The 14667-nt window shown below is 44.8% G+C and carries 12 protein-coding genes; 4 read left to right on the forward strand and 8 right to left on the reverse strand.

Going from position 1 to position 14667, the window contains the following annotated elements; all coding sequences use genetic code 11:
• Window positions 1-6 precede the first annotated feature (6 nt).
• The 3 genes from hgcB to C1I38_RS11890 all read right to left on the reverse strand — a co-directional run bounded on the left by hgcB (window position 7) and on the right by C1I38_RS11890 (window position 3190).
• On the reverse strand, window positions 7-306 hold the full coding sequence (gene hgcB / locus C1I38_RS11875) for a mercury methylation ferredoxin HgcB (RefSeq protein ID WP_083916689.1): 300 nt from the start codon (window positions 304-306) through the stop codon (window positions 7-9).
• Window positions 307-319: 13 nt separating this feature from the next.
• Window positions 320-1330, reverse strand: a complete 1011-nt coding sequence (hgcA, locus tag C1I38_RS11880) for a mercury methylation corrinoid protein HgcA (RefSeq protein WP_348980876.1) — start codon at window positions 1328-1330, stop codon at window positions 320-322.
• Window positions 1331-1852: 522 nt separating this feature from the next.
• On the reverse strand, window positions 1853-3190 hold the full coding sequence (locus C1I38_RS11890; RefSeq protein ID WP_020491039.1) for a hemolysin family protein: 1338 nt from the start codon (window positions 3188-3190) through the stop codon (window positions 1853-1855).
• A 269-nt stretch (window positions 3191-3459) separates the two neighbouring features.
• Between C1I38_RS11890 and C1I38_RS11895 the strand changes: the two genes are divergently transcribed.
• Window positions 3460-4953 (forward strand): B12-binding domain-containing radical SAM protein, encoded by a 1494-nt coding sequence (locus tag C1I38_RS11895; RefSeq protein ID WP_020491040.1) that lies wholly within the window; start codon window positions 3460-3462, stop codon window positions 4951-4953.
• 31 nt (window positions 4954-4984) lie between these two features.
• On the opposite strand, the gene C1I38_RS11900 is transcribed toward C1I38_RS11895, so the two are convergent.
• The 4 genes from C1I38_RS11900 to C1I38_RS11915 all read right to left on the reverse strand — a co-directional run bounded on the left by C1I38_RS11900 (window position 4985) and on the right by C1I38_RS11915 (window position 10384).
• Window positions 4985-6013, reverse strand: coding sequence for a GGDEF domain-containing protein (locus tag C1I38_RS11900; protein WP_243103742.1), 1029 nt, complete (start codon window positions 6011-6013; stop codon window positions 4985-4987).
• Between the two features lie 128 nt (window positions 6014-6141).
• Window positions 6142-8673 (reverse strand): AMP-binding protein, encoded by a 2532-nt coding sequence (locus tag C1I38_RS11905; protein WP_207668623.1) that lies wholly within the window; start codon window positions 8671-8673, stop codon window positions 6142-6144.
• 370 nt (window positions 8674-9043) lie between these two features.
• The gene (locus C1I38_RS11910) at window positions 9044-9319 is read right to left on the reverse strand and encodes a GlsB/YeaQ/YmgE family stress response membrane protein (protein ID WP_020491043.1); all 276 of its coding nucleotides are present in this window, start codon (window positions 9317-9319) and stop codon (window positions 9044-9046) included.
• A gap of 180 nt (window positions 9320-9499) precedes the next feature.
• On the reverse strand, window positions 9500-10384 hold the full coding sequence (locus C1I38_RS11915; protein WP_020491044.1) for a YegS/Rv2252/BmrU family lipid kinase: 885 nt from the start codon (window positions 10382-10384) through the stop codon (window positions 9500-9502).
• A gap of 202 nt (window positions 10385-10586) precedes the next feature.
• Between C1I38_RS11915 and lgt the strand changes: the two genes are divergently transcribed.
• From lgt to hpt, 3 genes are all read left to right on the forward strand, one after another.
• Complete coding sequence (lgt, locus tag C1I38_RS11920) at window positions 10587-11357, forward strand: prolipoprotein diacylglyceryl transferase (RefSeq protein ID WP_026156191.1); 771 nt, start codon at window positions 10587-10589, stop codon at window positions 11355-11357.
• Window positions 11358-11448: 91 nt separating this feature from the next.
• The gene (locus C1I38_RS11925; protein ID WP_026156192.1) at window positions 11449-12384 is read left to right on the forward strand and encodes a cytidylate kinase family protein; all 936 of its coding nucleotides are present in this window, start codon (window positions 11449-11451) and stop codon (window positions 12382-12384) included.
• Complete coding sequence (gene hpt, locus C1I38_RS11930; RefSeq protein WP_020491047.1) at window positions 12374-12907, forward strand: hypoxanthine phosphoribosyltransferase; 534 nt, start codon at window positions 12374-12376, stop codon at window positions 12905-12907. Before C1I38_RS11925 ends, hpt begins: the two co-directional genes overlap by 11 nt.
• A gap of 498 nt (window positions 12908-13405) precedes the next feature.
• On the opposite strand, the gene C1I38_RS11940 is transcribed toward hpt, so the two are convergent.
• Window positions 13406-14539, reverse strand: coding sequence for a GGDEF domain-containing protein (locus tag C1I38_RS11940; protein WP_020491049.1), 1134 nt, complete (start codon window positions 14537-14539; stop codon window positions 13406-13408).
• Between the last annotated feature and the right edge of the window lie 128 nt (window positions 14540-14667).

Below are 14667 nucleotides of genomic sequence, written 5' to 3' on the forward strand. Positions count from 1 at the left end.
CCATGGTCAGCAACATCCCCCGCTGCTGCCCCCTGAGCAGTCGCAGCTTGGTTCTGTCCCTGTAAGCCACCCCGTGATGACCGCCGAGGCGCAGCCCACGCCGGACTTGACATCGATCGCCTCAAACGGACAATTACGGGCGCAGGCGCCGCATTCCATGCAGAGATCTATATCCAGTATCTCTGCTTTTTTGCATTTTAAACCCAGGACCTGATGCGGACAGACCTCGAGACATCTTCCGCAGCCGGTGCATTTCTCGTATTTAAGCGTAAGCGTTGAAACATTTTTTAGATAGCGGTGCTTCATATAGGCTTCCCCCTTACAACCCGAATAAACTGCTCAGCAGAATGAGAATACAACCGATACATATGGTAACCGCAATAGCCGGAACAGCGGTTTTCATTTCCTTCATAACGCCGGAAAACGAAGTATATGTCGAAGATCCGGTGAAGTTCATCGCATAAAACGCAGAAATTGACGGCAGAACCAGCAAATACCCCAGAGCCCTGAACCAGCTGTAGGAAAGCTCCTCCGGCCAGCCGTTCAGCACATTCACTGCTGCCGCCCAAAGTAAGCCCAGAAGCCATCCCTTCCAGGCAAATGCTTTTCCGGGAATCCACGGCAACAAAACCGGGGTCAGAACACAGCCTACAATCAGCGCCCCGGCATAGGCATAAAAGTCAGTAATCCCAAAAGCTCCTGGACGGATCAGATTAAAGATAAATAAAATGCCTAAAATCATCAAGGATATCTTAAATGTACCGGTAAGTTCCATCGGCGTAAGTACCAACCGGTCATACGCCGTAAACTTCACAGTCCGCATTTCGGCTGTCGCTTTCCTTCCGGAAGCGATAAATTCACGGATATCCCAAGCTCTGACCGGACCATACACGACGTTGAAACCGGTTTGTTTGTGGACTTGATGCGCACTTACCCCGGGAGCGCCGAGCTGCGGCAGAAGCAATGTCCTGTGTGACACAATCCGAGCAAGCCTGGTTTTCTCGATCCGACTGCTGAGTTCCACCGTGCCAAATGTCCCCTTGCCTGCCGCACACCAGACATTAATACCTTTGGTGTCAAGCACCAGGATCCAGGCCTGAAGTCCGGCCAGCTCCTTGCGAAGGGCATCGAAGGTCATTTTGTAATTGGCCGTTACCAGAACCTCAGAATGTTCATCCGGATTGCCGACAGCATAAAGCCCGGGATTGATTTTATAATTCATCCGGTTGATGCCCCAGCGGGCTTTCCATCCCCCCAGGATATCCAAAGCTGTTAAGTTCGTCGAAACCTGAGGCACCAGCCCCGCCGGTGTTTTTATTTCACCTGTAATCCAGCCGCATTCCTTGTCATAAACGGTCACAGACCCTGCTAAACTGTCATCCCCGCAGCAGCATGGCTGCGGGTCAAATATCTTAAGCTCTGCCTTGTTATTAGCATTTCGATTATTCTGATTCGGATCAAAACTTATTTCTCCCAAATATAACACCTCCAAAAGGTTTGGCAGAATAAAAGAAGCCAATTCCTAACAAGCATATGATTCGTATAATAGCGTTCTTAAATTCTCTGCTCAAATAATTCATGCAAAGTTGATTGCCCCCAATTAGGTCTGGGGGCCACAATTCCAGCGTTAAGCGGAGCATGGAGGCGAAGCGCGGCTGTTTGCGTCAAGGAGGACGCAACGGCCGAAAGCGGAATTGTGGCACACAGACCAACCAGGGAGTCTAAGGCAAGCATATATTTGGGTATTTATTTCAAGAATGTTTTATTAGTCTGCGTGCCACAGTTCCGCGACAAGCGGAGCCTGGATGGCGAAGCGCGGCCTTTTGACGGCCACGGACTAGAAACCTAAGTGTTATAGCCTGCAGACCTTCACTTTGGCAATCCTTTTTTCATCGACTTCCTCAACCTTAAACATCAAACTGTTGAATTCTAAGGAAGGCTTATCATCTCTTCCGGGGATTCTTCCGAGCTGTCCAACCAGAAAACCGCTTAGGGTCTCGTATTCTTCAATCGGCAGCTCCACGCCGAGATAATCTTGAACCGCATCGAGGCTCGTCGCCCCGTTGATCATATAGGTATTTTCATCGATCTTTTCAAATTCCAGTTCGACTTCATCATCCTCGTCAAAAATGTTGCCGACAATTTCTTCAATAAGATCCTCCAGCGTCACAATACCGGCCGTCCCGCCGTATTCATCAATGATCACAGCCAGATGTGTCTTGTTCAGCTGAAGTTCTTTGAATAATTCATCGGTGCGTTTCGAATCCGGTACATAATAGGGTTCCCGGACAACGTCCCGCAGATGAAATGTCTCCGGATTGCTGTTGTTCGTTAAATACTGGAAAAGGTATTTGGATTGCAGCACCCCGACAATATTGTCAATATTCTCCTCATAGACGGGTATCCTGGAATACTTCTCATGATTGATAAAGGCAATGACTTCACTCAAAGATGCTTCAATCGGCAGCGCTGCAATATCCGTGCGATGGGTCATGACTTCGGAAACTGTTTTATTGTTAAATTCGAAAATATTGTTAATCATCAGTTTTTCTGTTTCATGGATAGCGCCTTTTTCCTCGCCGACATCAACCATCATGCGGATTTCTTCTTCAGTGACCTGCTCGTTTTCCGCATTCGGATCTACCCCGAGAAGCCTGACAAACACATTCATCGACGCCGTAAGCATTTTTACAAATGGTGAGGCAATTTTAGACAGGATATACAGCGGACTTGCAGCAAACCAGGCGATCTTTTCAGCTTTATTCATCGCAATTCTTTTCGGCACAAGCTCTCCGAGTACCAGCGTGAAATAAGATAAAATGATGGTAATTAGAATAACGGCTATAGTCTTCAGCAAGGATGCTGAAACGGGAACTCCAAGCTTTATCAGCAACGAAACTAGCGGATCGGAAAAATTCTCCGAAGCAAATGCACTGGCCAGAAAGCCCGCCAGCGTTATCCCAATCTGGATCGTCGCAAGAAACCTGCTCGGCTCGCCCAGCAAATTGGTTAAAATTTTGGCCTTTTTGTCGCCATCTTCAGCCATCATTCTGATTTTATTGTCATTCAGGGAGATCAAAGCAATCTCCGAGGCAGCGAAAAAGGCATTGAGCGCAATCAGCACGACTAAAAACAAAATCCCGGTAATCAATGATTGTTCCTCCTGATAATAATAAAAAGGCAGAATCATTCCTGGTACAGGATTGTCAAAGCCTTTCACAAAATCCTAATAAAGAGTCATTTGAAATGATGCTACTTGGTATATCTTCAGCATTTTCCCCCATATCTTATTCTCTCCCTTTCTTGATTCTATATCTATTTTAATTTACTAGATGATAAATTGCAATGTCTGGTGTCGTTCGGATCAATTAGCGAATAAACCAGAAACGATTTGAGCAAGTAAAAAGTGGATATGCTATAAATGGCTATGCCAGTCAATAGAACAGAAAGGGCGAATCTATGAAAATTTTACTTGTTTACCCGCAAATACCGCTAACCTATTGGAGTTTCCAGTATGCGCTGAAGTTCGTGTCCAAGAAAGCTGGGTTTCCGCCGCTTGGACTACTGACAATAGCTGCTATGCTGCCAGAACACTATGAAAAGCGTCTTGTCGATATGAATGTAACGAAACTCAAGGATCGGGATATTTTGTGGGCCGATTATGTCTGGATCAGTGCCATGGTCGTCCAGAAGGAATCCGTCAGGGAAATCATCAACCGCTGTCATGCCCTTGGAGTCAAAATCACTGCAGGCGGTCCCCTCTTTACTTCCGAGCCCGAGGAGTACGATGATGTAGATCATCTCGTGCTGAATGAAGGGGAGACCACTGTACCTGCCTTTATACGTGACCTTGTGAACGGATCGGCAGCGCACATTTATACAACGGAGGAATGGGCGGATATCAGAAATACTCCTGCGCCTTTGTGGGACCTTATCGATATGAAACACTACGCAACGATGAATATTCAATATTCACGCGGATGTCCATTCCACTGCGATTTCTGCAACATTACATCTTTATACGGCCACCAGCCCCGCACCAAGACCGCTCCGCAGTTCCTGTCAGAATTGGACTCCCTTTATCAGGCCGGATGGCGGGGAGGCATCTTCCTGGTCGATGACAATTTTATTGGTAACAAAAAGAAATTAAAGGATGAGATCTTGCCTGCGCTGATCAGCTGGATGAAACAAAGAAATTATCCGTTTTCGTTTATCACAGAGGCCTCGATCAATCTGGCTGATGATGACATCCTTATGAATCTGATGGTCAAGGCGGGGTTTATGACTGTATTTATCGGAATTGAAACCACGGATGAAGACAGCCTGGTTGAGTGCAATAAGCTTCAGAATAAAAACCGCAATCTAATTGCTTGTGTTAAAAAAATCCAGAAATTCGGCCTTCAAGTTCAAGGCGGCTTTATTGTCGGGTTTGACAACGACAATGCCTCTATTTTTGACAAACTGGTAACCTTTATTCAGGAAAGCGGGATCGTTACCGCGATGGTCGGGCTGCTGAATGCGCCGAAAGGAACCAAACTATATCAGCGTCTGGCTGCGGAAGGCCGACTGTTAAAAAGCATCAGCGGCGACAACACCGACTTTTCAATGAACTTCATACCAAAAATGGAAAGCCGCCTGCTGGTCAAAGGCTATCAACGAATTGTCGATACGATCTACTCTCCAAGAAAATATTATGAGCGGGTCCTGACATTTTTAGAACAGTACGAGCCTGCTGGATTTACGGCTCAGCGAATCGACCGTTGCCAGGTACTCGCGTTTATCAGATCGGTATTCCGTTTGGGAATTATCGGCCAGGAAAGACGCTACTACTGGAAACTGATCATTTGGTCTCTGCGGAAACGCCGTAATATATTTCCGCTGGCAGTAACCCTGTCCATATACGGTTTTCATTTCCGAAAAGTATTCCGCCGGACTGAGGAAATATTAAAATAATTTAGAAAACTTAGGTGGAGGATTTTGATCTTTAAGCTTCTTTATGGAAAGGATCAACGCCAAAACGGCTGCCTGAGATGACCCTGTTCTTCCCTGCTGTTTTGGCAGCGTAAAGTGCTTTATCCGCAATCTCAATATTTTCAGTCAGCGAGCAACCTTTTTGATAGAGACAGACACCGGCACTCACGGTCAGTGGCTTATCAAAATAACTGTTAAGTGCAAATTCTTCCCTGATTTTATCCGCTTTCAGGCAGGCGTCCTCCAGGACGCAACCATAAAGAATAATCAGAAACTCCTCACCGCCGTAACGGCAGATAAAATCAGTTGCCCTGGCATTTGTTTTTAAAACACGGGCTAAAACCAGCAAGACCTTATCGCCAAAGACATGCCCCTTCTGATCATTTATCTTTTTAAAATTATCAATATCAAAAATGGCAATGCAAAAAGGCTGCCCTGTCCTCTGATAATTGGATACAGCCTTCTGAAAACTCTTTTCCAACAGCAGACGGTTCGGAAGCCCCGTCAGCGGATCTCTGGCCGCCTGATTTTTGGCCTTTCTGAACTGATATTGGCTGATATTCAGCAAACTGTTGACTTCAAACACAATGATGAAACCGAAGGCCAGGAGCACAAGACTGAACAGATAGATATTCACGGATACAAACAGATCCGAGATCTTAAATGACGTAATGAATAAAGAGGCTACACTTTCGGTCGCCGCAATGATCAAACCCGGAATCCCATAACGCATGCCGTGAAAAGAAACAAAGAAGAAATAGGAAAAAAAGAGCATATTCAGTAATTCAACATTTCCTGCCATCAACAAGGTACAAACAGGAATATCAAGCACTAAGCTGAGTCGGATCAGTTTCTCGGCCCTGGTGTCCTTGCTGAAGACACAAACGGAAATAAATGCATCATATAGAAGGGCGATAAAGAAACCAACAAAAAACACGCCCGTGAAAGAGCCCTGAAAACGGATCAGCTCAGCCAGGGCGACAATAAGCAGTCCCCACCTAAAGAGCAGGAATTTTCGTTCCAGCGGTTTATATTTGATCAAATCAAACTTCCTGACCAACTTGTTTCACCACATTTTGCGAATTACGCAAATATTATACCATAATTTTCTATTCATCCAAAGAAAATTTTTGCCATTTGATAAACACAATAAGGTTTCCTAGAAGTACCTTAGGCAGTTTCAATACTGTTGTCGGCCTGAAGGTTTAACTTTTCGACCGCGCTTTCGCGCATTTTATATTTCATAATTTTGCCTGCGGCATTCATCGGGAATTCTGCCACAAAGTCAATATAACGCGGTGTTTTGTGCTTGGCCATGTGGGTGCGGACAAAATCCTTCAGCTCATCTGTGGTCAGCTCGGCATCGTCTTTTAATATGACACAGGCCATGATCTCTTCTCCATACTGTTTGTCAGGGACACCAATAACCTGAACGTCTTTGACTTTTGGATGAGTATAAATAAAATCTTCAATTTCTTTCGGATAGATGTTTTCCCCGCCGCGAATAATCATATCCTTGATGCGTCCGGTAATTTTATAATATCCGTTCTCATCGCGTCTTGCCAGGTCACCGGTGTGCAACCAGCCATTTTCATCAATCGCCGCTGCCGTCGCTTCAGGCATCTTATAATAGCCTTTCATGATATTGTAGCCCCGGGCAACAAACTCGCCGTCCTCATTATCTGGCAGGTCTTCGCCGGTCTTTGGATCGACGATCTTGCATTCAACACCAGGCAAAGCACGGCCCACAGTAGCAACCCGCAGTTCTACGGAATCGTCGACGCGGCTCTGGGTGCAGCCGGGTGAAGACTCTGTCTGCCCAAATACAATGGTGATTTCATTCATATTCATCTTCTCAACGACATCCTGCATTACCTTTACCGGACACGGGCTTCCTGCCATGATTCCGGTCCGCATGTAGGAGAAGTCTGTTTTCAGAAAATCTTCATGTTCGAGCATCGCAATGAACATGGTCGGAACACCGTGGAAGGCGGTAATTTTTTCCCTGTTGATGCAATCCAGCGATATCTTCGGTGAGAACGCCGGTATCGGGGACATGGTCACCCCATGGGTCATGGAAGCAGTCATCGCCAGCACCATCCCGAAGCAATGGAACATCGGGACATGAATCATCATGCGATCGGCTGTGGAGAGATCCATGCAGTCGCCGATATTTTTACCGTTATTCACGACATTATAGTGTGTCAGCATAACGCCTTTCGGGAAACCGGTGGTTCCTGAAGTATACTGCATGTTGCAAACATCATGGCGGTTAAGGGAAAGCGCACGGCGGTATACTTCCTCAATAGGGACTTTGTCAGCCATGGCAATGGCATCTTCCCAGGTCAGACAGCCGTTCTGCCTGGAATCAACCGTGACAATATTGCGCAGGAAAGGCAACCGTTTGATATGCAGCGGCTTTCCGGCCTCGACAGTCTCCAGTTCGGGGCAAAGCTCCTTGATAATGCCGACATAATCGGAGTCCTTATATCCGTCGATCATGACCAGCGTGTGTGTATCCGACTGGCGAAGCAGGTACTCCGCCTCATAAATCTTATACGCGGTGTTTACCGTTACTAAGACAGCGCCAATCTTCGTCGCAGCCCAGAAGGTAATGTACCACTGCGGAACATTGGTGGCCCAGATCGCCACATGGTCCCCGGGTCTGACCCCCATGGCAATCAGGGATCGTGCAAATGTATCGACATCATCCCGGAATTCTTTATACGTGCGGGTATAATCCATGGTCGTGTAGCGGAAAGCATACTGATCTGGAAACTCATCCACCATTCGATCAAGTACCTGGGGAAAGGTAAGGTCAATCAAGGTGTCTTTTTGCCAGACATATTTCCCTGTCTTGGCGTTATTGTCAAATAAATGGCCCTTCACCGCAGATTTTTCAGTATACTGGCTCATATATTCCGCAAAATTCGGGAAAACAACACCAGCGTCATCAAGATCCGACGCCCAGCGTTTGACCCATTCCAAAGAAACATAGCCCTCATAATTTATCGAACGCAGGGCGCGCATCATCTCATCAATGGGTAAATCCCCTTCTCCCATCATGCGGTACCGGGTAGTACCGTTCTCTACGACGGAATCCTTGATATGTACATATTTAATATACGCGCCAAGATTCTGTAGGGTCTTCCCAGGTGTCTCCCCTGCAAAACGGTAAGGGTGATGCATATCCCACAAGGCACCGACATTGTCACTCGCGACATGGTTGAGAAGATGGCATAAACGGGAGGTATCGGAATAGACTCCATTCGTTTCAACCAAAAGGGTGACACCTTTTTCTTCGGCCAGAGGTACCAGACGGTTCAGCGCAGCAAGTACCACCTCGTCATCGACTTCACCCGTCGGCTGCGGTGCGATATCGGCGAGGATACGAATATACGGGGTTCCTAGCTTGGAGGCTAATTCAATATACTGAACGATCTCCTGATGATTCTGTTCCGCTTTCTCAGCATACTTTAGACAACAGCCGGAAGACAGACAAGGAATTTGAATACGGAGTTCGGATAACTTTTTTATGGTTTGTGGCAACTGAGACTCAGTAAAAGGCTGGGCCTGCACTGCAAAGATCTCACTGCCCAGACCGCGGATTTCAATGCCGTCAAAGCCAAAGTCCTTGGCCATGGAATAGATATCAGTCCAGCTGAAATCCGGGCAACCCAGGGTTGAAAACGCAAGTTTCAACATAATCTCCTCCTAGCATTTTATATCTTATAAACTATAGAAAACTTTACTGGCGCCATGCCTCCGTGATATCAGAAAGTGCTTAGATTTTTTCTGATATACCAAAAAAGCCTTCACCCCTTAGCATTTCTGTTAAAGACGAATGCTTTACACTGTCATGGTACAGCCTTCCAATATAAAACTGTATGATATAATTTTAGGTAATGCTATCAAATTTCCGAATATTTGTCAAGTGTTGTGGATCAGTATGCACCGAGACAGAACTGTGCTAAGTCAGTTTTGCTGGTTTGATTTAACGCTAAATAAAAAATGGAAACGGCTAGAGATCTACTCCGCCGTTTCTAACATCCATCAAAATCTGGGATAACATTTACGACTGATACTGATTGTGGTGTTTTCTGCCCGTTAAGGCATTGACGATGGACAACAGGATCACCGCACCGAGGAGAGCAACCAAGAAACTCCAGACATTAAATCCGTTGATCCCTATTCCCCCGAAAATGTTGACGATCCATCCGCCGATGAACGCCCCGACGATCCCGACAACAATATTCATTCCAACGCCCATTTTGGCATCACGACCTGTAATCATGCTGGCAATCCACCCCGCAAGGCCGCCCAAAATAATCCAGCCGATAACACTCAAGACAATTCCTCCTTTGCATCAAATATTTTAAAGCAATTTGTTTTCATCATTAATCTGCCCAAAATAAAAATATTTACCCGGACCTGTCTTCAATATGAATATTTTTATTAACGTTTGCATTGAAAATTTTTACGTCTAAATTAAGAAGCCAAAACCGTTTTTATCCAGATAGCCATCCTCTTAATTCTCTCTGGTAATGACTTTAAGTTTGGCGGGTTCAACGGTGACTCTTAACGGAAAATTAAATCCTTTTTCTCCGTCTAAATCAGTGCCAATCGTTTCCTGACAGTTGATTGTTAGCTCTGCCGTCTGGAAATAATCTACATATGGACTCTCCGCATGTTCGCCGTTTGCCACTTTGATAACCAGTGGGATCAGTTCGAGAACAGGGCATTGTTTAAAAATATATACATCAAGCAGTCCATCGCTTATAGAAGCCAGCGGCGCTATCCTCTTAAAGCCGCCTGCCGATTTGCCATTCATAATCAAGATAAAATACACTTCATCGTCACGGTTGGCTTCCCGACTCCGAATACTGACTTTCACCGGTTTCATGTTAGCGAATTCTTCGACACCCTTTAAATAATAGGCGAGAGTCCCAAAACTTTGTTTAATTCTCTTGGGAGTTTTTTGGCTGACATCGATTAGAAAACCCAAGCTGGCCACATTTAAAAAATAGCGGCCATTGGCAACCCCGATATCACAAACAGTAAAATAGTCCTGAAGCAGGATCTCCGTCATTTCTGGGATCCGCTCTGGAAAATGAAAATAACGAGCAAAATCATTGGCAGTTCCTACCGGATATATTCCAACCGGGATCTGGCAATCATAACGAAAAAGAACATTAACGACCTGGTGGATCGTCCCGTCGCCCCCGGCAATCCAGATCCTGTTGAAACTGTTGATATCCACTAAGGAGACCATTTTTTCGAGGGCTTCCGTGGTGCTGATCCTGTAAGGGACCAAATAATAGCCTTTGTTTTGGACAGCTTCAATAATGCTGTCCAAGTGATTATTAAAGCTGCCGTTTCCGGCAAGCGGATTATAGATTAATAATATTTGCATTGTCTACCCCCTGAAAACAATTCATCGCAAAGAATCATAGAATAACCTTAAACTTACCTGATAACACCACAATACTACGGTATCGGTCTTTTCGCAAATATCCAGTAATGCTTCTACACGATTCCCGGAAGAGTTCAATCGGGCATTTTTGCTGGACAATTCCGGAAAGATAGTGTATTCATTAATACGGGAGTTGATTTTCTTGAACCCTATTGCATTTGAGATTGGTCCTTTTTCTGTTCATTGGTACGGTATACTAATCGCGCTGGCGTTTTGTGCCGGACTCATTCTCGCGAACCATCACACGAACTATCGCAAGCTGGACCCTGACAAATTTTTTAACCTTCTAATTGTTATGATTCCTGCTGCTCTGATCGGCGCCAGACTATATTACGTCCTGTTCAATTTGCATTATTACATCGCTTATCCGGCAGAAATCGTGGCTGTCTGGCATGGCGGATTAGCCATTCACGGCGGAATCATCGGCGGTTTCCTGGCGGTCTTAGGGGTTACCCGCAGAGATCCGGATTTAAAATTCTGGTCTGTGGCCGATGTTATCGCGCCAAGTCTGGTTATCGGCCAGGCGATTGGCAGATGGGGCAACTTTCTTAATCAGGAAGCACATGGCGGCCCGGTTAGTGAATCCTTTATCAGTGAATTCCCGCATTTTATTCAGCAAGGCATGTATATTGACGGCCAATATTACCATCCCACTTTTTTATATGAGTCTTTATGGGATACTTTGATCTTTTTGTTCTTGTTCTGGCTGATCAGGAAGAAATCAACACCTGACGGCATCATTTTCTTGCTTTATTTATTACTGTACTCGGCAGGCCGTTTTATTATTGAGAGTCTCAGAACCGACAGTCTGATGCTTGGTCCATTTAAAATAGCCCAAGTCATCAGTATTGCAGCAATTTTGCTTTCGGCCGTTCTTCTCTTTGTAAAACTTAGGAAAAAGAAACCAGTTTAGTCATTTCCAGCGTTCCGATTCTAATTGGCCTGGTATGGTATAATAATCTGAGGACTGAACCGATATCATTACTGCTGTGGGGGTGACTGATTTGGTATTTCTTACAATTTCCAGACAAACAGGAAGCCTGGGGAAAGAAATAGCCGGACTCCTCGCCAAGAAATTAGATCTGCCTCTGATTACGCACGATGTTGTTGTGAACCAATGGCTGCCGGAGATTGCCGATAAACATGAGACGCATATGCTGAAAGAAAGCCCCGGCTTTTATCTGAATCTGTCCTCTCAAGGCCTCACCTTTGCCAAGCATATTGAAGACAAACTAAAAAGTTATATTTCCGAACAACCTGCCATCGTCTTTGGTCTCGGCGCTCAGATTATTTTCTCTCGCCATCCTGAAGCAATCCACGTCAGAATCATAGCTTCAGATGAAGTCCGAACCGGTCGAATCATGCATGATCTCCGTCTGGACCGCTCCAATGCCGAAAGATTCCTGGAGCTGACCGACCGCAAACACAAACGGTATATTTCCACTATTTATCATAGAGACTGGTCTGATCCTTCTCTTTACGGTATTACGCTGAACACAGATTTTATTGGCATCGAAGAAGGCGCTGCACTTCTGGCGTACTATGCCAGAAACAAGCAGTTCTACTCTCCTGCGGCTGAATCTCCTTCTCAGGACGGTAAGAAGCCGATCATTTTCAAGCATCCATCCGAAGAGGAATTTGCCGGAATCCTAGATATGTACCACCTTGACTGGGAGTACGAGCCTCGTACGTTCCCGATTCGATGGGACGAAGAGGGTAATGTTACGATGGCGTTTTCGCCTGATTTTTACCTGCCCAGATTTAATACGTTCATAGAACTGACCACGATGAACCAAAAATATACTTCCGAAAAAAAGAAAAAGGTTGAGCTGCTCAAACAACTCTATCCCGGTACCAACATCAACATTGTCTTTAAAAATGATTTTTATTCCCTCTTGGAGAGATTCGGCATAAGAAAGGACCTGCGCAATGAATGCTAATGCTGTTGGAAAGATTATTTTCACTGCAGAGGAAATTCAACAGAAAGTCGCCGAAACCGGGCAAATCATCGATGCCGACTATCAGGGCAGAGAGCTGGTTGTGATCAGTGTCCTAAAAGGATCGTTTTACTTTTTAGCTGACCTGACCCGGCACCTGACGATACCCTTAAGCATTGATTTTCTGTCGATCAAAGCATTCCCTGATGAAACGAATAAAACTGGCGTTGTAAAATTTGTGAAAGATCTTGACCTTTCGATCACCGGTAAACATGTTCTTTTGGTAGAAGATGTGGTCGGAACCGGACTTACGCTTGCTTATATCTGCCAGCACCTCGAAGCTGCGAAGCCGGCCAGTTTAAAAATATGCTCCCTGCTGGACAATCCCTCGGAGAGACTCCTCACCATTAACATCGATTATTGCTGTTTTCTTATGCCGGACCAATTTGTAGTCGGATATGGCCTCGATTACCAGGAAAAGTACCGAAACCTTCCGTATATCGCAGCCTACAAACGTGAAAAGTAAAAAAAATGAGCTCCAACGAACCTTTATCAATGTATCCCCAGCATTACCCTCAACTTCGTTTCCCGTTATCCACCGTCCTTAAAAGATCTTCGTCTACAGATCTTCCGTTTACTCATTACCCACTTCAGTTTGATTTCATTTCAGAATTGCCTCTTAAAAATCCTTTTTACAGATTCTTTAGAACCAAACCTTCATTTCTATCAATCCCGTTGCAGACTTTTTTCTTCGAAACTCTCCAGATATAGTGAACCTTTTCGTTCACCGACCTAACCGTCCAATGGTAACGTTTTGTTTCTATTTTCAGGCTTTGCTGGTATTCCATCTTAGGAATTCCTTGGAGCTTGTTATCATCATACATAAAATACAGGCTTTCGGTCAACCTGCAAATATCGTGGTTTAGGCTAAAATTAATAAAATTTTACGAATTTTCAGTCTATTAGGACGGTTTCTCTTTAGTTCATAAAGAATTACTCGCTAAAAGGAATCAAGCCCCGCGGATCATCCTATATCCGCTTTTTTTATCCTTTTTTGGCTGTACATCAGATTGTCGACATGGTTCAGAAATTGCTCGATGCTGGCATATTTCCTATCGAAGATGTCAGTCCCGAAACTTCCTTCCAGCCTGTAACGCTTTCCGGAAGTTTTATTATACGCTTCAAAAGACACATTGATTCTCTCAATTGTTTTCTCCAGAGCTTCTTTGCTGTCACATTCCATAATTACCGCGAATTCATCGCCACCCATCCTCGCAATGATATCTGTTTTTCTTAAGACACTTCTTATCAGCTCGACAGCATCCTGGATTGCTTTGTCCCCTTCGGAATGTCCATATTGGTCATTAATTTGTTTCAGTCCGTCGAGGTCGGCATAAATAAGCCCGAATTTGTCATCAGCCTTATGGTGGATCCTTTGGGAAATGTAATAATCAAAAGATCCTCTCGTCCATACGCCAGTTAGGTTATCTAGATGAACCATTCTTTGCTGCAGGAAATAATAGACGATCACAAGGGAAAATGCCGTACAACTCCACATCAGAAGCACACCATAAAACATCGACTGGAGGATCCCTCCGATAATCGGCAGTATTCCAAATGCTATTAAAGGAATCCATTCCTGTTTAATGATTTTCCCTTTTCTTTTAAGGATCTGTATCAGACTGATTATCAGATAGAAATAGGTAATTACGGCTGAAACGAGAAAAAGTGATCCCCGGTGGTAGACATTCGCACTGTCTATAGTGAAGATAAAACCGTAAATAGGCGATAAAACGGTCAGTACTGCATTGATGACAATCGGAATGAAATACAGGGTTTGCCTGGTCTTAAAAATTGTACTGTCGGGTTCAACCCAGCTGTAATTAAATTTGTACCACGAATAGGTTAACAGCGGCGCCGTAATAAACAAACATATATGCATCAGCTCCGACACCGGGATCAACCATAACTCCGGGCGTCTGTTGATCATACAGGTCAGCGTTTCAAAAACAAGCTCCAGCATAATGACTAAAGACGTGGTCAGAAATTTTTTATTGATACTATCCTGCCGGTCAAGACTCTGGTAAGCAATCAAAAATACTACCCCTAACAACACCAGGGCAGCAAGATTAATATCGATCCGTAAAAATACCTGCATACTCTTTTTCCAGCCTTTATGTGAAAAATCAACGCACAAAGACATTATAGCATAATTTTGTGGAATAATTCACGTAACGCAACGTGATCTGGCAGTCCAAGCAAACATGGTAGTGAAAAGCAGCTAGG

Source organism: Dehalobacter sp. 12DCB1 (assembly GCF_004343605.1).
Lineage (GTDB): Bacteria > Bacillota > Desulfitobacteriia > Desulfitobacteriales > Syntrophobotulaceae > Dehalobacter.